Raw genomic sequence first — 18,133 nt, 5'->3', positions numbered from 1 at the left:
TTTGTTATGAGACACGGTAGTGGGAGCATCTTGCTCCCGTACTATCCTTTTACCATTACTATCTATGCAGGACTACCTTTGACTTTATGAATTACCAACTATTTGTGACATTTTTTAAGTGAATTGGTATAATTTTTGAGTAGATGAGTTGTGTCTATTGATTGGAATTTCTTGATGACCAAATGCTAAATCTAAAGTCAGATTGGCAAGAATATCAAGGGGGTCAATATTAATCAGTGAATGAAGTTTGAGTTTTGGCAACACTACTGATATTTCAGTACATCCAGCAATGACTAATTCTGCTCCTTGGTCTTTTAACCAAGTTATAGCATTTTCTAAAATTGAAATTGCAGGTGGGAAAATTTCGACTCCTGTAGCTTTAACTCCCCAAACAGGATTGTAAATTGCATGCATAAGATCTCTTTGTAATGGAGAGTTTAAGGGGGGCGCGATCGCAGTTAATCCTAAAGCACTTAAACTATTATGATAGAGTTTAGCTTGTAATGTTCCTGTTGTTGATAAGACGCCTACTCGGCGACTATGAGGATAATGACTTTGAATAAATTGTGCAGTGATATTCATCAGATGAATCCAGGGAATATCTAACTGAGATTGTACAGCTTCATAAAATCCATGAGCTGTATTACAGGTAATTACCAAAAAATTTGCTCCTGCCATTTGTAGTATTTTCCCATATTTAACCAGCGAAGGAGTACAACTTGGGGCATTTCCCAGTAAGCTTTGAGTACGGTCTGGAATATCAGTTGCATTAATTAGAATTGAAATGGGATGATCGCTGTCGGAGGTTGCACCTCGTTCTGCATTTAAAGCAATTAGACGACGTTCAAATTCAATATGTGCTAGTGGCCCTAATCCACCAATAATTCCTGGCATTGCTTGTTGTCGAATTGCTTGTTTCATAATAATTTGGTTTTTCGTATTTTTTGATTTTTGTTTTTAACTTCTATAGTTTAATCATGTTTCTAATTTCTGGTGGTGGTGGTGATCTAAAAATGAAATTCGAGTGATTTTCATCAGGTAAGGAGTTCAACAATGAATAATGAATAATTACCTTTCCTTGAAAAGAAGAGGATTGACAAAGAGATGAAAATTTTTCTTCACAGGAGTCGATTGGATATGGCGAGGATACCTCGCCATCCCTCGACCGCTTATTATCCCCTTAAAAGGGGAGGCGCATACCCACAATTTTTCGGTAAGGGAGTTGAGGAGATTGAAGTAAGTAGGTAGGTGAGAAAATTTACAACCACGTCATTGCGACTGGAACGGAGTGGAAGGAAGCAATCTCAAGGGTTTGAATAACATAAACATTTCGTTACGTAGTGACATTTATTCGCGCCTACCTACTTATAGCTATAAACATATTAGTAGTCCTACATGGTAATGGTGAAGATATATATTTTTTAATTTCTCCCACACTCCCCATCTCCCCATCTCCCCATCTCCCCATCTCCCTACCTCCCCATCTCCCCATCTCCCCATCTCCCCATCTCCCCATTCCCGTAGCGCTATATAATGAAAAATAACTAACACATAACAGATGAAATAATTATGATTGAATGGTTAATTGCTTGGGGGGGTAGTGAAGCGGTTAAATTTATTGCTCAGGAAGTTATTGGAGAATTAGCTAAGGGTACTGCTGAAGACTATGTTAAAGATTTTTTTAAACAAGGTATTTCTGATGCTATTGGTGGCATAACAAATGGAAAAATTTTACAAAAAGCTACGGCACAAGCCATTAAATATTTTTTATATTTGGTAAAGCAAGAATTAGAAAATGCTGAATTGAATGAAGGTCAATTAAAGCAATACGACCAACCTTTAAAACAATTTATTAAAAATCAGTTGATTTTAGAAGTTTTGATTAAAGCTTTTGATAATGATATAAAAATTTTAGATACTAATAAACTAGCTATTACTTGGAACGAAATTAATCCACCTTTACCAGATGATTTTGACTGGGAATTAGTTGCCAAGCAATATCAGAGAAGGGTGAAAAAAATTATTCGAGAGTCTGATGAATTACGGAAAATATTGGATTCAGAAAATCTGGATAAATTGGCAAATCAAACTGAAATTAAGCCAGATTTTGACTTCAAAAGATATCGAGAAGGAATTGTTGAACAATATGGAAATCTGAAATTAGAAAGTTTAGATACGAGTGGTTATGCTTATAATCAATTGAAATTATGGGGAATGTTTATTCCTCAAAATGTCCGGGAATCTCAGGAATTTCTGCCTCAAGTACATGAAATTCCTAAAGAATATCGGCAGCGATTAAAAGAGACTGGGCAGTTTGGAGAAGATTTTTCTCAAGAACAATTGGAAGGTCTCAGACGGAGATATTTTGAACAGCATACTCGCTCGGTTTTAGAGTTAATAGAAAATAGTAATTATCAATATTTAGTGATTCTGGGCGACCCCGGTTCTGGTAAGTCTACTTTATTACAATATATCGCTCTCCAATGGGCAGAATTACCTCGGAAAGATTTATATTTACAGCCAATTCCTATATTAATTGAACTGCGGACTTATGTTCGGAACTATGATGCTAATAAATGCAAGAATTTTCTGGATTTTCTGGAAAAAGGTAGCGGAATAATTTGTCAATTACCTCAACAGGAACTCGATGCAAAATTACAAAATGGCGATGCTATTGTGATGTTTGATGGATTGGATGAAGTTTTTGAGCCAGCAAAACGAGAGGAAATAATTACTGATATTCATCGGTTTACTAATGTCTATAAAAATGTGCGGGTTATTGTTACTTCGCGGGTGATTGGTTATAAGCCACAAAAACTCCGGGATGCTGAGTTTTACCATTTTATGTTGCAGGATTTGCAAGAGGAACAAGTTGAGGATTTTATTCAACGTTGGCATAATCTGACTTATCAAGATGAGGCGGAAAGGGAGAGGAAAAGGGAAAGGTTGAAACGGGCAATGAAGGATTCTCGAGCTATTAAAGAATTGGCAGGAAATCCTCTGTTATTAACTATGATGGCTATCTTGAATCGTCATCAAGAATTACCGAGAGATAGAGCTGAACTTTATAATCAAGCTTCGCGGGTTTTGTTACATCAATGGGATATGGAAAGAGCGTTAGTTGATGCGAAGATTGACCCGATTACTATTGACTATAAAGATAAGCAAGCAATTTTGCGTCGAGTAGCTTTTTTTATGCAGGGAAATATTGCTGGTTTGGCTGGTAATTTGATTTTAGGAAATGATTTAGAAAGGATTATTTGGGAGTATCTAAAAAGTGTAGATATTAATGATGCTAGAGGTGTGGCTAGGGCGTTGATGGAACAGTTGCGGAGTCGGAATTTTGTTTTGTGTTTTGTTGGAGCTGAATATTATGCTTTTGTGCATCGAACTTTTTTGGAATATTTTTGTGCTTGGAGTTTTGTTTTGCAGTTTGAAAAGGAACAGAAAATTTCTAAAGATGAATTAATTGAGGATGTTTTTGGTAAGCATTGGCAGGATGAAAAATGGCATGAGGTGTTGCGGTTAATTGCGGGGATGATTGATGCGAAGTTTGTGGGAGAAATTATTAGTTATTTGATAGAGCAAGATGGGAAAGCAGAAGAGTTTAATAATTTATTTTTGGCTGGCAAGTGTTTGTCTGAAGTTAGGAGTCGTCATGGTATTGGTGATGTGGTGTCTCGGTTATTAAATAGGTTAAAAGATTTGGCTGAGTATGACCGTGGTTATTCTTACAAATCTTACAACATTAGCTCTGAAGAAATTTATCAGAAAAATGCAGCCTTAGTTCATAAAATTCGTACTCAAGCTGTGGCAGTAGTGGCTGCAACCTGGAGGGATGACCCTTTAACCTATACTTGGCTCAAACAACAGCTAGTATATTGTAATAATTGGGTTGCCGGGCGGGAAGCAGTACGACAAATTGCTACTTTATACAAAGACAAACCAGAAATTTTAGAGTTATTCAAGCAACGGGTAGTGTTTGATTCTAGTTGGGATATACGACGAGAAGCGGTACGGCAAATTGCTACTTTATACAAAGACAAACCAGAAATTTTAGAGTTACTCAAGGAATGGGTAGAGTCTAATGAGAATTGGGATGTGCAACGGGAGGCAGTGCGACAAATTGCTACTCGTTGGAAACATGAACCGGGAACTTTAGATTTACTCAAACAATGGGTAGAGTCTGGTAATAGTTCGAGTGTGCGAGTTGAAGCGATACGACAACTAACTACTGGCTGGAAAAATAAACCGGGAATTTTAGAATTACTCAAACAATGGGTAGAGTTTAATGAGAATTGGGATGTACGAGTTGAAGCGGTGCTGCAAATAGCTACTGGTTGGAAAGATAAACCGGGAATTTTAGAATTACTCAAACAAAGTTTAGAGTCTGGTAATAGTTCGAGTGTACAAGTTGAAGCGGTGCTACAAATGGCTACTGGTTGGAAAAATCAGCCGGGAATTTTAGAATTGCTCAAACAATGGGTAGAGTCTGATGAGAATTGCGATGTGCGACGAGAAGCAGTGCGACAAATAGCTACTGATTGGAAAAATCAGCCGGGAATTTTAGAATTGCTCAAACAATGGGTAGAGTCTGATGATAGTTCGACTGTGCGACGTGAAGCGGTGCGACAAATTGCTACTGGTTGGAAATATCAACCGGAAACTTTAGAGTTACTCAAACAGTGGGCAGAGTCTGATGAGAATTGGTATGTACGACTTGAAGCGGTGCGACAAATTGCTACTGGTTGGAAAAATCAACCGGAAACTTTAGAATTACTCAAACAATGGGTAGTGTCTGATGAGAATTGGTATGTACGACTTGAAGCGGTGCGACAAATTGCTACTGGTTGGAAAAATGAGTCGGGAGTTTTAGAATTGTTTTATCACATTACCCTCAATGACCCCTTTCAACGTGAAAATGAGTTTCAAGGCAACCCTCGACAAACAGCACTAGAAGCAATAGTCAAACATTACCCAGACCATCCGCAAATCCTCCCACTATTACAAGACAGAGTAGAAAATGACCCAGACGAACAACTGCGGGAGTGGGCAAAAAAGAAATTGCGACGACTAGATAATTAGTCCACGTCATTTCAGTTATCAGTTATCAGTACCTCTCTCTATATTTTTTGGTCAGATTTTTACTTTTGTTAGGTTGTGCTGTCGCTTACCGAAAAATTGTGGTTTAAAGCCTCCCCTTTTCAGGGGATAAGAAAGAAAAATTTTCATTATTAGTCAATCCTCTTCTTTCAAGGAGAGGTAATTATTCATTATTAATTATTAATTATTAATTATTCATTATTAATTATTCATTATTAATTATTCATTATTCATTATTCATTATTCATTATTCATTGTTGAAAGCGCTTTTCAGATTGATAAACCACATCGCTATAACCAAAACCCTGGCAGGGCGAATGCCATTCGCCCCTACACATGGTGTTTTCAAGGTTAATTTGCGTAAGTCCTCTTCCTTCTTCCTTCTTCCTTCTTCCCTCTTACTTCTTCCTTCTTCCTTCTTCCTTCTTACTTCTTACTTCTTCCTTCTTCATTACTTCTGAGTAAATGCCCAAACTCCATTCCAGTTTTTTGGAATACCAGTAGATGTTAATTTATCAATTCTATCTAAATAAAGTTTAGCTGTTTGGTCTGAAGAATTAACTGCTAATACTTTGTCAAAATAATGTTTAGCTGAAACGAAATCTCCAGAGCAAAAATATTTTGTAGCACTTTCAAAATCTGCCTGAGTTTTTAACTTTAATTCTCGCACTTCATCAATTTCAGCATTCATCACTTCATAAACATTAATAGGTTCATCTCTACCCTTAACAGATGCCCGGTCTAAAAACCTAATTTGATATTTTTCTGGATTTTTTAAACTCTGAAAAGCTGATTCAGAAATTAACAAAGAAACTCCATAATACTTAGTCAAACCTTCCAGACGAGCTGTCAAATTAACATTATCAGAAATTGCATCTCCCGACATCCGAGTTTTCTCTCCCACTATACCCACCATCATGTGACCCCAATGAATTCCTACGCCAATTTTAATGGGAAATAAACCTTTAGTTTGTAGAGTTTGATTATATTTATGTAATTTATGAAGCTGAGAAATAGATGACTGTATAGCATCATCAACACCATTAGGAAATACTGCCATAATGCCATCTCCCATAAACTTAATAATCAAACCATGGCGATCGCGAATTTCTGGGGCCACTTGTTCTAAATAACCATTAACAAAAGCAAAAGTTTCTTGAGCTGTCATCTTCTCAGATAGAGTAGTAAAAGAACGAATATCAGAAAAGAAAATTGCCATTTTCTTACAAACTCGATCGCCTAAATTAACGTCAATAATATTTTCTTTAGAGAGTAATTTTACATATTCGTGGGGGACAAAACGTCCATAAGCATTAGTAATTTTTGATAATTGAAGATGAGTTTTAACTCTAGTTAATAATTCATCTTTGGCAAAAGGTTTAGTCAAATAATCATTAGCACCAAATTGAAAACCCATTACTAAATCAGCTACTTGATTTTTAGCTGTTAACATTAAAATTGGCAAACTTTGGGCAGGATATTTTTCCCGAATTTTAGCGCAAACTTCATAACCAGATATATCAGGCATCATTACATCTAGCAAAATTAAGTCTATATTTCCTTCTCTATCTAAAGCAGCTAAAGCACTTTTTCCGTTTAATGCTTGGGTAACTTTGTAGTTATTTGCTGTTAAGTGATTGTTGAGAACTTGAATGTTTATTGGTTGATCATCAACAATTAAAATGTGGAAATCACCATCAGCTAAATAACATTTGTTGGGTTCAGTTTCTACGGGTATTTCTACTTGTTCGACCGGATGACGAATACTGTTGATTTTATGAGTAGGAAGAGATGGGGGATAGGTTACAGGTTTTTGAGAAATGGGTAGGGTAAAGCGAAAATGAGAACCGACACCGACCTCAGATTCAACCCATATCTGACCACTATGGAGTTCAACTAATTGTTTCGTGACTGCTAACCCTAAACCTGTACCTCCATATTTTCTGACTGTGGAACCTTCTCCTTGCTCAAAGGATTCAAAGATGCGCTCTAGTTTATCAGTGGGAATACCGATACCAGTATCGGAGACGACTATTATCAGTTGCTTAGATTTATCTATATCTCGGTTTTGGGTGCAGGGTTGTCGAGCGGAGTTTGTCATATTGTTGTCAACTAATTCTGCTGAGACTTTGACTTGACCAGACTCAGTAAATTTAATAGCATTACCGATTAGGTTATATAGGATTTGTTGTAGACGGTTTTCATCAGCATAGACGGGGGGTAAATCTTTAGGAGTCGCATTTATTAGTTTGAGATTTTTCTTTTTGCTAAGTAAAAGATTTAAGATGACTACTGCTTCTACCACTCCATAAACATCAACAGGTTTAAAGTCTAATGCTAGTGTGTGGTGTTTGATTTTAGAAAAGTCAAGAATGTCGTTGACAAGATTGGAGAGACGACGAGCGCTAGAAACTATCATCGTTAAGTTGCCAGTGGTGACTTGATTCAAATTTTCTGTATTGCTTTCTAGAAGGAATTCACCGATACCGATAATACCATTGAGGGGGGTTCGCAGTTCGTGAGAAGTGTTGGCTAAAAATTCGTCTTTGAGGCGATCGAGTTCCTTGAGTTGTTGGTTGTTTGCTTCTAGAGATTTAAAGGAATTTTTGAGTTGGTTTGCCATACAATTAAAAGAGTGAGTCAGTTCTCCCACTTCATCGTTACGGTCAATGTGGAGTTGAGTTTCCCATTTACCTTCAGTAATTTCTTTGGCAGCAGAATTAAGTTTGAGAATAGGTGCGGTAACTAAACGTACTGTCATAATTACTACTACAATTGCTACAGCTAAAGCTCCAATACAAAGTAATATGGTGGTGCGTGTATTAGCATGAATCTCTCCCATCACACCAGAAGTCGGGACAGTTATTACAAGTATCCAGTCTAAACCTTGCTGAAGTTCTAGTGGAGCAATATGCAGAAAATGAGCTTGGCCATTAACTTTAAATTTCAGTTCTTGAGTTGTTTTAATTTCGGAAAGGTTGTCTACTTTTAGGCTCAAATATTTGGCAGCTGCTTGAGTTAATTTATTTTGACTAGCTACTGCTTTTATTCTTTGTGGCATTTGACTTTCTTCTGATAAAAAATAGGGCTTTTCCGGTGTGGAACTAGCAATCAAATCTCCAGAAGTTTCTAACAGAAAAACTTGACTACTAGGGGGAACTTCTAGTTGTCTAAGAAAATCGCTAATATCACTCAGAATCAAATCTACGGCAATTATTCCCCTGAATTCTCCAGTTTTGTCTAACACAGGTGCTGAAAATGTAATGCCTAGTTCACCATGGCCAACAAAGTTATAAATTTTACTCCAGGTTGGTTTCTGTGCTTTTATTGCAGCTTGATACCAAGGTCTTGTTTGGGGATAAAAATCTCTAGTTTGCAGCTTTTTAATACGTTGACCTTCTTTATTTACGAGATAATCGACACGATTGGGAAAATCTTCAAATACTTTTATATTTAGAGTACCATCTATATTTCGTCTACCTTGAGCATATTCTCCATTTTTATAGTCACCTGCAAAATAAATAGCAGAAACAAATTTATACAATTGAATTTGTTTAATGAAATGAAAGGCTAAGGTATCAATATTGGTGGTATTTAGTTGTTGGAGTTGAATAGCATTTAGATTACTTTGAACAATAATGTGAGGGTATTCTAGGTAATGATTTAGGTGGTCTTCGACACGGTTTGTAACTTCATGTTCCCATTGACTTGCTAATCGATTAACTGCTTTTTCTCCATTTCTAAAAGAAAGATAACCAATTAATGTAAATGTTGTTAATATTTGTAAAATAAAAGGCACAATAAAAACGTTGCGCAGGGAATTTTTTCTAGTATTCTCGATCGATAAATCTTGATTTCTAGATACCATAGTCTTTAAATATTTGTATTTTTATGATCTGATACTAAATCTAGTTATTAGACTCGATCTTATCTACATATTTTAGATTATAGCAATTCCTAAAAAGCGTCAGCTACAAAATTCTAGGTTTTGGGGAATAAACAATAGGCAACAGTGAAGGAAAAGACTACTTTACCGAAAAATTGTGGGTATGCGCCTCCCCTTGGATAGGGGATAATAAGCGGTCGTTTGCGCAGCATGACCTAGGATGGGATGGCGAGGTCAAAGGAGCCATATCCAATCGACTCCTGTGAAGAAAAATTTTCATCTCTTTGTCAATCCTCTTCAATTCATAGAGAGGTAATTATTCATTATTCATTATTCATTATTCATTGTTGAACTCATGTTATTGATAAATTTTCTCTACTAATAAAAAATAGATGTAATCAATGGTCATAGAAAAATTTTGACAATGAAATTTAATATAGCAATCCTATTTAAGTTGTAATATTTTGGTGGCAGTTAGGAGTAAGTCCTCAGTCCTCAGTCCTCAGAATTTTAAAGTTTTTCAGTTCAAGTTAACTATTATAAAAATTGCCACAACCAATTTAGGATTGCTATATTAGACATCTCCAGAACAGAGGGAGTAGGTAGTAGGAAGTAGGGAGTAGGGGGAAAAAATTGATAATTTCTGTGGGATAGTTGATTTGATTTTTTATTATTGGAGATGTTTATTAAAAGTCAAAAAATAATGCCACTTAATCTTCAAAAAACTCATATGGAATTAAGCTATAGGTTTTCTGCTCAAAGTCCATTACATTATCTTGAGATTGAGCAAAAATTTTTCCTCACTACATCCAATGTAACACAATTAAAAAATGTAAGCATTCAGCGGTCAGCTATCAGTTATGAGTTATGAGTTATTAAGTCATTATCTTGGAAGAAGGAATTAGTATTCAAGGAGTGAAATATGTTTGCGCAGCATTCCGCAGGAAGTCCTTTCAGCTAACCTTGGTCATTGTTTGATTCTTTCTTTCATGCATCTGATAGCTGTTTGCGCAGCATTCCGTAGGAAATGCTAATAGCTGAATGCTTATACCAATTCCCAAAAATAATGCGATACTTCCGATGCGACTTCAGTTATTAAGTAATAATAATGTTTCAGCAATGTTTGTAACGATTATCGGCATTAAACCAAGATATATTATGCATTTGAACCCTACTCGCTACTCCCTACTCCCTACTTTCAAGGAGATGTAGCAAGAATGCGTGAGATTTGGTATTACTAAAAAATAAACTATTGGTCGCTCTACTTTAAATTTGAAATTACCTGGATATTCCTTTTATCTGGATGTGGATCTTAAAGAGGGTTTCCTGACAATGCTCCGCAAACAGCAATTTAACAGTCAGCATTTCCTAAAGTTATGCTCCGCAAACAGCGAGTGATTTATACTGATACTAATTCCCAAAAATAATGCGATACTTCCGATGCGACTTCAGTTATTAAGTAATAATAATGGTTCAGCAATGTTTGTAACAATTATCGGTATTAAACCAAGATATATTATGTCTTTTAACCCTACTCCCTACTCTCAAGGAAATGTAGTAAGAATTCGTAAGATTTAGTATTACACAACAGAGAAATACAATTAAAATGGGATTTTTCAACCCAAACTGAAAGCTGTTAGCTCAGAGCTAGTTAAATAATTATCATCTAAATTAGTAGATATGAAGTTTAATTTTTTATCATTAAATAGACAATCACCTGTTGCTAAAACCAAAAATTTAGTTACCCCTAATTGGCATCTTGCTTGGGGAAAAATAGACCAGATAAAGGTAGATATTTCTTGGAGCGATCGCCATTTTTTGATTCATCAAGCTCAACCGACTTTTAGCTCTAATGAAAGGTTTGTTGTTGTGGGCGATATTTTCTTAACTAATCTGTCACAATTACAAAAACTTTTAGATATTTCTACCTCTCTTACTGATACTCAAATAGTTGCTGAATTATGGCAAAGTTATGGGGTAAAAACTTTTTTGTTGTTAGAAGGAATTTTTGCTTTAGCAATTTGGGATACTGAAGAAAAAGAATTATGGATTGGGCGCGATCGCGTGGGTGGAAGGACTTTATATTACACTGCTACTGACTCAACTATTTGGATTTCTCCTCGGTTAAAAATTCTTTCTCCCTATCATTCTAATGATTTAGATTTAATTGCTTTACGGGATTATCTTTGTTGTGCTTTTGTGCCTGGGGAACGTACTCTTTGGCAGGAAGTAAAAGAATTAAGACCGGGAAGTTTTATCCGTTTTACTAATGATTTGAAAATTTCATCACCAATGTCTTATTGGCAACCACAAGCACAAGTTAAAAATGCTGATCGACCTTTAGAATATCATAGTAAAAATTTACGTTCTCTTCTAGATAAAATTATTCCTGAATATTTACCAAATAATCAACCAGTGGGAGCTTATTTATCGGGTGGTTTAGATTCGAGTTGTATTGTGGCATTAGCAGCAAAAAATCATGATTATCCAGTACATACTTATTCCATACATTTTGGTGCAGAATTACCCAACGAATTAGAATTTTCCAGTTTAGTTGCTGAACATTGTAAAACTCAACATCACATCCTAGAAATTACACCGGATGATATGTGGAATAAACTGCCAATTACTATGGCAAATTTAGATGACCCTATTGGCGACCCGTTAACAGTTCCTAACTATCTTTTAGGAAATTTAGCAGCAGAAAATGTAGGGGTTATTCTGAATGGTGAAGGTGGCGACCCTTGTTTTGGCGGACCGAAAAATAAACCGATGTTATTAAATAATATTTATGGTGGTTTGCAGTCAGGAAATCCGGATATTGTTTCGTCTTATCTAAGTTCTTTTCATAAATGTTTTGCAGATTTATCTAAGCTATTAAAACCGGAGATTTGGGAAGCTGTAAAAACAGAACCTTATATATTTGAGTCTGACTTAAATTCTGATGCTGATTATTTAAACCGCTTGATGTTACTCAATATTAAATTTAAGGGAGCAGACCATATTTTAACTAAGGTAAATAACATGACTATGGCAGCTAGTTTAATCGGACTTTCCCCATTATTTGACCAAAGAATTGTGGAACTAAGTTTAGAAATTCCATCAGAATATAAATTATCTGGTGCTGATGAAAAAGCAGTATTAAAACGAGCAGTGGCAGACTTATTACCAGAGAAAATATTAACTCGTCCAAAAAGTGGAATGATGGTACCTGTTAACTTTTGGTTTAGACAAAAATGGCAACGTCGAACCAAGAATTTATTGTTAAGTAAAAAAGCAGCGATCGCTCCTTATTTCAATCAAGATTTAATCAAAGATTGGTTAAATTATCGTGGAGATACTTGGAAACGTTATGGTATTAAATTATGGTTATTAGTAAGTTTAGAAATTTGGCTGCAAGTTAATCTTCAAGAATTAAGAATTAAGAATTAAGAATTTAGAATTACCTCTTCTTATAAATAGGGTTTGCTGAAAAAGTATCTATGGTAGAGGTAGGAGTCAGAAGTCAGGAGTAACGGGAAATTTAGAGGAGGTAGTCGGATATTTTATCCCTTTATTTTTCTGCTATAGTGAGCCTTTCATCCTAAATTTTTGGTCTCTCAAGCTGAAAAAATTGCACTTTTTTTTACTCTGAAAAGGCTAAAACTTTTATCTGTTAATGCTTTGATATTTAATCAGCAAGTCCTAATATAATTTCTATCATTAGTAGGGACAAAAGGCTATTCTACTTCCTACTCCCTACCCTCTTTTTTACTGTAACGACCTTTTTTGAATTTGATATTAGATATATATTTTTGTTTGGTTGTGTTTCACTTAACCCAACCTACATTAACCAAAACTATCAGATAGGAAAAACCTACTTTAGTCAAATAGTATTAGCTTATCCACAAGATAAAACTCACAATTATAGATATAGATATATATTTTTGTTTGGTTGTGTTTCACTTAACCCAACCTACATTAACCAAAACTATCAGATAGGAAAAACCTACTTTAGTCAAATAGTATTAGCTTATCCACAAGATAAAACTCACAATTATAGATATAGATATATGTTTTTGTTTGGTTGCGTTTCACTTAACCCAACCTACATTAACCAAAACTATCAGATAGGAAAAACCTACTTTAGTCAAATAGTATTAGCTTATCCACCGGATAAACTTCACAATTATAGATATAGATATATATGTTTTTGTTGGGTTGCGCTTCACTTAACTCAACCTACAATATTTAACCAAAACTATCAGATGTGAAAAAACCTACTTTAGTCAAACTGTATTAGAGTAGCTTATCCACAGGAAAACCTCACAATTATAGATATAGATATAGATATATATGTTTTTGTTGGGTTGCGTTTCACTTAACCAAACCTACAGTGTTTAACCAAAACTATCAGTTGAAGTATCACCATTAGTAACTGCTTGAGAAACTACTTGTAGTAATTTACGAGGAGAAAAAGATTCTAATTCTACATAAAATCCTGCCTCTAACCATTCTAGTTCATCTTTTGATAAAGTTTGCTTGACTTCTGCTGGTATCTTTCGCCCTTTTTCTGCTGAGTCATCTGACTTTAAAATCCACATATTCTTACTAGCAAATACATGACGTGGCAATAATCCTACATCATCAATAATTAGATTATTTCCCACAAACCAATTAGTACTATTTCGCAGTTCATTTATCATAGTAACTCCACGGGAGTTAGCACTATGAAAAGCATAAACTTTTAAATCTGGATTTTGTTTTAACATTTGCATTACTGTACTAAAAATATTCTGGGGATACCCATCAATGCTTAGTACAGCGCAATTATGTTCAAAGTGGAAATTATTAGCTATTAAAAACTGAGCAATTTCGGCAGTATCACACACAATAACTCTGTCAAAACTATAAGCTGTAACTTCAGAATTAATTTGCATAGTTTCGCTCATTTCTTTGGAGGGAGATAAAACATTTGTCACCTCACCATTAATTTCTTCCCAACGACTCAACCATTGGGTAATTTCATTTTGATGAAACCAAAGTGGTTGAGGTATTTTATATTGAATAGTTAGTTGTCGCGTACCAAAATAAATTAAGAATATTCCTAAACCAATACCTAACAAAAATGCTGTACTTGTTACGGTGGAGAATTTAAAAAACTAAACTAAAACAGCAACTAGAATTAATCCTCCAATAATTTGTATAGCTATGGCAAAACTTCTTCTGCTTTTAGGTTGATAATTCTTATATTGAGTTGCCCAAATAAAGTATAAAATCAGGGGTACAAATATTATAAGAAATGGTAAAATATTGAACTCCATTTCTACACTAACACGCATTATAAATGGTAATAAAAAAAATGATAAAAATAAGGAAACAACTAGACCAATATCTCCTTTTTTCCTCAAACGCTTATCTATGAAATACCACAACTGCTTAGAAGTAAAAAACAAGGTATTTTCAGAGGAAATAGTCTCAATAGAATTGTTGAAAAATATATCTGTAAATTTGCTGCCTGCTTTTGGGTCAAAAACAAAAGGATGATTACAATTTTTACATCTACCTCCAGCTTCTGTTCTTTCTTTTAAATTATTATCTGTTTTACATTTTACGCATTTCATCTATTTACTCCTTAGTTAAAAGTTGATTTAATCAAAAAAAATATTCTTAAACACTTCCCAAATAATCTTATATCAAATAATCTTATATATCAATATTCCTACTTCTTTGCCTTCAAACTGTTGATTACTGACTACTTTAATCCTAATTAGTTATAGCTTAACTAGATGAAACTGCTATTAACCAGAACTATCAGATAAAAATTGAGAGATTTCGGCAGTGTCACACACAATAATACCATTTTCAAAAAATACTGTTACAGTGCTTTATTTTGTTGGTAGGAGTTTTGAGATTAATACTGTAGCGACCTTTTTTGAATTTGGTATAACTCTGTCAAAACTATAAGCTGTAACTTCTGAATTAATTTGTATAGGTTCACTCATTTCTTTGGAAGCTGGTAAAACATTTGTCATCTCACCATTAATTTCTTGCCAACGTCTCAACCATTGTATAATTTGACTTTGCTTGAACAAAAATGATTGGGGTATTTTATGTTGAATGCTTAGTTGTCGCGTACCGAAATAAATTAAGAATATTCCTAAACCACTTCCAAATATAAATAATATGAGTGGTGTATTTGTAAGAGTAGAAAATTTAAAAAACCAAACTACAAAACTAAGTAGAATTAATCCACCAATAACTTGTATTTATCTGGCAAAATTTATTCTATTTTCAGTTTTAAACTGCTTGGCTTGACTTCCCCAAATAAGGTATGTAATCAAGATTACAAATGCAATAATAGGTAATAAAAAATAGAAGCCCATTGCTCCACCAATACCACCTACTATTGTCAATAAAAAATTCAAACCAAATAAATATTTAAATGGAGTAATATTTTTACTTCCCAAACGCTTATCTATCAAATACCACAACTGCTTAGGAGTAAAAAAAAAGGTATTTTCAGAGGAAATATTCTGAATATAATTCTTGAAAAATTTATCTGTAAATTTGCTTCCTGCTTGTGGGTCAAAAACAAAAGGATGATTACAATTTTTACATCTACCTCCAGCTTCTGTTCTTTCCTGTAAATTATTATCTGTGTTACATTTCACGCATTTCATCTATTTACCCCTTAGTTAAAAGTTGATTTAATCAAGGAAAATATTCTTAAATACTTCCAAAATAATCTTATATATCAATATTCCTACTTATTTGTCCTCAAACTGTTGATTATTGACCAAAAAATAAGGTCTCAAGTCTCTCCTTTCAAGGGGATAAAAAAAATAAAATTCAATACTTCAAGTCTCTGACTTTCCTACGGAATGCTGCGCAAACAGGTAGAAGTACTGATAACTGATAACTGATATGATAACTGATAACTGAAATGACTACTCCAATCCCAATTAATTGTAACTTAACTAGATGAAACTTGTATCAACCAAAACTATCAGATGCGAAAAAACCTACATTTCGATTATCATCATCAATACCAACCAAAATTATTCCATCATCACCACTATCACCAGAATCTAAACTATTATCTGAAGCTGAAGTATCACCATTAGCTACTGCTTGAGTTTTAGCAATACCTTGAGAAACTACTTGTAGTAATTTACGAGGAGAAAAAGATTCTAATTCTACACAAAATCCTGCCTCTAACCATGGTAATTCATTTGTTGATAAAGTTGACTTAACTGCTGTAGGTATTTGTTGCGCTTGTCTTGCTGATTCATCCGACTTGATAATCCACATATTCTTACTAGCAAATACATGACGTGGTAATAATCCTAAATCATAAATAATTAGATTATTTCTGCCAAACCAATTAGGACTATTTCGCAGTTCATCGATCATCGTAACTCCACGGGGGGTAGCACTATGAAAAGCATAGACTTTTAAATCTGGATTTTGTTTTAACATTTGCATTACTGTACTAAAAATATTCTCGGGATATCCATCAATACTTAGTACCGCGCAGTTATTTTCAAAGTGGAAATTATTAGCTATTAAAAATTGAGCAATTTCGGCAGTGTCACACACAATTACTCTGTCAAAACTATAAGCTGTAACTTCTCATCGATCATCGTAACTCCACGGGGGGTAGCACTATGAAAAGCATAGACTTTTAAATCTGGATTTTGTTTTAACATTTGCATTACTGTACTAAAAATATTCTCGGGATATCCATCAATACTTAGTACCGCGCAGTTATTTTCAAAGTGGAAATTATTAGCTATTAAAAATTGAGCAATTTCGGCAGTGTCACACACAATAACTCTGTCAAAACTATAAGCTATAACTTCTACTTCAGAATTAATTTGTATAGGTTCACTCATTATCTTTGGAAGGAGGTAGAACATTTGTCACCTCACCATTAATTTCTTGCCAAAGTTTCAACCACTCGTTAATGTCGCTTTGCTGATAATATAATGAGAGGGGTGATTTAATCCTTAAATTATCTAATTTATTGAATTGTTCCATCCCCAAATACATTATCAATATTTCAAATCCAATAAAAAGCCAAAAAAATATCAATACTTTAACTGGTATTATATAAAAAATAAAACTCAAAATACTCAGTACAATCAATCCACGACTAATTTGTAGACACCTATGGAAGACTGTTATATTTTCAGATTCATAATTGTATAATATACTTCCTTTAATCCAGCCTAAAATTTGAAAAGAAAGTCCTAAAAATATATTAAATTGAAGAAGAATAATCATAGATAAAGGTGCCAAACATCCTATGGGTATTGTTTGAGGTACTAAACGCCTCTCTAGCAAATACCAGAATTGCTTAGGAGTAAAAAATCAAGTATTTTCAGAGGAAATAGTTTGAATATAATTGTTGAAAAATATATCTGTAAATTTACTTCCTACTTGAGGGTTGAAAACAAAAAGATGATTACAATTTTTACAGCTACCTCCATTTTCTGTTCTTGTTTTTAAATTATTCTATGTCTCCCATATTAGAAATTTCATATATTTACTCCTCAGTTAAAAGTTGATTTAATCAAGGAAAATATTTTTAAACACTTCCAAAATAATCTTATATATTTTATATATTGATATTCATACTTCTTTGTCTTCAAACTGTTAATCTCTGACTACTAAAAACTGAGCAATTTTGGCTGTATTACACACAATAACTCTGTCAAAACTATAAGCTGTAACTTCAGAATTAATTTCTATAGGTCTACTGGTTTCTCTGGAGGAAGGTAAAATATTTGTCACCTCACCATTAATTTCTTCCCAACGACTCAACCATTGGGTAATTTCACCTTGCCTGAACAAAAATGATTGGGGTATTTGATTAGGTTAACACTGCTTTGATTGACTACCCCAAATAAAAAGTAATATCAATGCTAAAAATATTACAGATAAAGATATTTCTATATTAGTTGTAGTTTAACTAGATGAAACTTGTATCAACCAAAACTATCAGATGCCAAAAAACCTAAATTTGGATTATTATCATCAACATCAATCAAAATTATCCCATCATCACCACTATCACCAGAATCTAAACTATTATCTGAAGCTGAAGTATCACCATTAGCTACTGCTTGAGTTTTAGCAATACCTTGAGAAACTACTTGT

Annotated in this window: 15 protein-coding genes; 4 read left to right on the top strand and 11 right to left on the bottom strand. The window is 34.1% G+C overall.

Annotated elements, in window-relative coordinates; genetic code table 11:
- Positions 1-114: 114 nt before the first annotated feature.
- Both F6K23_RS01145 and F6K23_RS01140 read right to left on the bottom strand, forming a co-directional pair.
- Entirely contained in the window at positions 115-921 is an 807-nt protein-coding gene (locus F6K23_RS01145) for an aspartate/glutamate racemase family protein (RefSeq protein WP_293149704.1), read from the bottom strand.
- A gap of 436 nt (positions 922-1,357) precedes the next feature.
- Positions 1,358-1,516 carry a hypothetical protein gene (locus F6K23_RS01140; RefSeq protein WP_293149703.1) on the bottom strand — a complete coding sequence of 53 codons (159 nt, stop codon included), beginning with the start codon at positions 1,514-1,516 and terminating at the stop codon, positions 1,358-1,360.
- Positions 1,517-1,569: 53 nt separating this feature from the next.
- Here F6K23_RS01140 and F6K23_RS01135 point away from each other — a divergent pair, with 53 nt between their 5' ends.
- The gene (locus F6K23_RS01135; protein WP_293149702.1) at positions 1,570-5,085 is read left to right on the top strand and encodes a HEAT repeat domain-containing protein; all 3,516 of its coding nucleotides are present in this window, start codon (positions 1,570-1,572) and stop codon (positions 5,083-5,085) included.
- 469 nt (positions 5,086-5,554) lie between these two features.
- Here the strand turns inward: F6K23_RS01135 and F6K23_RS01130 are convergent, their stop codons facing one another.
- Positions 5,555-8,971, bottom strand: a complete 3,417-nt coding sequence (locus F6K23_RS01130; protein ID WP_293149700.1) for a response regulator — start codon at positions 8,969-8,971, stop codon at positions 5,555-5,557.
- Positions 8,972-10,429: 1,458 nt separating this feature from the next.
- On the opposite strand from F6K23_RS01130, the gene F6K23_RS01125 reads away from it, so the two are divergent.
- The 3 genes from F6K23_RS01125 to F6K23_RS01115 all read left to right on the top strand — a co-directional run bounded on the left by F6K23_RS01125 (position 10,430) and on the right by F6K23_RS01115 (position 13,242).
- Positions 10,430-10,567, top strand: a complete 138-nt coding sequence (locus tag F6K23_RS01125) for a hypothetical protein (RefSeq protein WP_293149698.1) — start codon at positions 10,430-10,432, stop codon at positions 10,565-10,567.
- A gap of 102 nt (positions 10,568-10,669) precedes the next feature.
- Positions 10,670-12,421 carry an asparagine synthetase B gene (locus tag F6K23_RS01120; RefSeq protein WP_293149696.1) on the top strand — a complete coding sequence of 584 codons (1,752 nt, stop codon included), beginning with the start codon at positions 10,670-10,672 and terminating at the stop codon, positions 12,419-12,421.
- A 362-nt stretch (positions 12,422-12,783) separates the two neighbouring features.
- Positions 12,784-13,242: a hypothetical protein gene (locus F6K23_RS01115; protein WP_293149694.1), complete on the top strand. Its 459-nt coding sequence runs from the start codon at positions 12,784-12,786 to the stop codon at positions 13,240-13,242.
- A gap of 126 nt (positions 13,243-13,368) precedes the next feature.
- Here the strand turns inward: F6K23_RS01115 and F6K23_RS01110 are convergent, their stop codons facing one another.
- The 8 genes from F6K23_RS01110 to F6K23_RS01075 form a co-directional block, all read right to left on the bottom strand.
- On the bottom strand, positions 13,369-14,094 hold the full coding sequence (locus F6K23_RS01110) for an MFS transporter permease (protein WP_293149692.1): 726 nt from the start codon (positions 14,092-14,094) through the stop codon (positions 13,369-13,371).
- 36 nt (positions 14,095-14,130) lie between these two features.
- A complete protein-coding gene (locus F6K23_RS01105) occupies positions 14,131-14,592 on the bottom strand; it encodes a hypothetical protein (RefSeq protein ID WP_293149690.1) in 462 nt (153 codons plus the stop codon).
- 264 nt (positions 14,593-14,856) lie between these two features.
- On the bottom strand, positions 14,857-15,063 hold the full coding sequence (locus tag F6K23_RS01100) for a hypothetical protein (protein ID WP_293149688.1): 207 nt from the start codon (positions 15,061-15,063) through the stop codon (positions 14,857-14,859).
- 174 nt (positions 15,064-15,237) lie between these two features.
- Positions 15,238-15,651 (bottom strand): hypothetical protein, encoded by a 414-nt coding sequence (locus F6K23_RS01095; RefSeq protein WP_293149686.1) that lies wholly within the window; start codon positions 15,649-15,651, stop codon positions 15,238-15,240.
- Between the two features lie 313 nt (positions 15,652-15,964).
- Positions 15,965-16,570 carry a hypothetical protein gene (locus F6K23_RS01090; RefSeq protein ID WP_293149684.1) on the bottom strand — a complete coding sequence of 202 codons (606 nt, stop codon included), beginning with the start codon at positions 16,568-16,570 and terminating at the stop codon, positions 15,965-15,967.
- 2 nt (positions 16,571-16,572) lie between these two features.
- The gene (locus tag F6K23_RS01085; protein ID WP_293149682.1) at positions 16,573-16,866 is read right to left on the bottom strand and encodes a hypothetical protein; all 294 of its coding nucleotides are present in this window, start codon (positions 16,864-16,866) and stop codon (positions 16,573-16,575) included.
- Entirely contained in the window at positions 16,859-17,272 is a 414-nt protein-coding gene (locus F6K23_RS01080) for a hypothetical protein (RefSeq protein ID WP_293149680.1), read from the bottom strand. Before F6K23_RS01080 ends, F6K23_RS01085 begins: the two co-directional genes overlap by 8 nt.
- Positions 17,273-17,629: 357 nt before the next feature.
- The gene (locus F6K23_RS01075) at positions 17,630-17,797 is read right to left on the bottom strand and encodes a hypothetical protein (protein ID WP_293149678.1); all 168 of its coding nucleotides are present in this window, start codon (positions 17,795-17,797) and stop codon (positions 17,630-17,632) included.
- Positions 17,798-18,133 lie beyond the last annotated feature (336 nt).

This window comes from Okeania sp. SIO2C9, assembly GCF_010672455.1.
Lineage (GTDB): Bacteria > Cyanobacteriota > Cyanobacteriia > Cyanobacteriales > Microcoleaceae > Okeania.
The sequence above is the reverse complement of the archived record's forward strand: the minus strand, read 5'-3'. Positions and strand labels throughout refer to the sequence as shown.

Bases quoted from the DNA above. Each gene is read 5' to 3' on its own strand.
- F6K23_RS01125 (WP_293149698.1), top strand. From the start codon at position 10,430: ATGCGACTTCAGTTATTAAGTAATAATAATGGTTCAGCAATGTTTGTA.
- F6K23_RS01120 (WP_293149696.1), top strand. From the start codon at position 10,670: ATGAAGTTTAATTTTTTATCATTAAATAGACAATCACCTGTTGCTAAA.
- F6K23_RS01135 (WP_293149702.1), top strand. From the start codon at position 1,570: ATGATTGAATGGTTAATTGCTTGGGGGGGTAGTGAAGCGGTTAAATTT.
- F6K23_RS01095 (WP_293149686.1), bottom strand. From the start codon at position 15,651: ATGAAATGCGTGAAATGTAACACAGATAATAATTTACAGGAAAGAACA.
- F6K23_RS01085 (WP_293149682.1), bottom strand. From the start codon at position 16,866: ATGAGTGAACCTATACAAATTAATTCTGAAGTAGAAGTTATAGCTTAT.
- F6K23_RS01140 (WP_293149703.1), bottom strand. From the start codon at position 1,516: ATGGGGAGATGGGGAGATGGGGAGATGGGGAGATGGGGAGGTAGGGAG.
- F6K23_RS01130 (WP_293149700.1), bottom strand. From the start codon at position 8,971: ATGGTATCTAGAAATCAAGATTTATCGATCGAGAATACTAGAAAAAAT.
- F6K23_RS01145 (WP_293149704.1), bottom strand. From the start codon at position 921: ATGAAACAAGCAATTCGACAACAAGCAATGCCAGGAATTATTGGTGGA.
- F6K23_RS01105 (WP_293149690.1), bottom strand. From the start codon at position 14,592: ATGAAATGCGTAAAATGTAAAACAGATAATAATTTAAAAGAAAGAACA.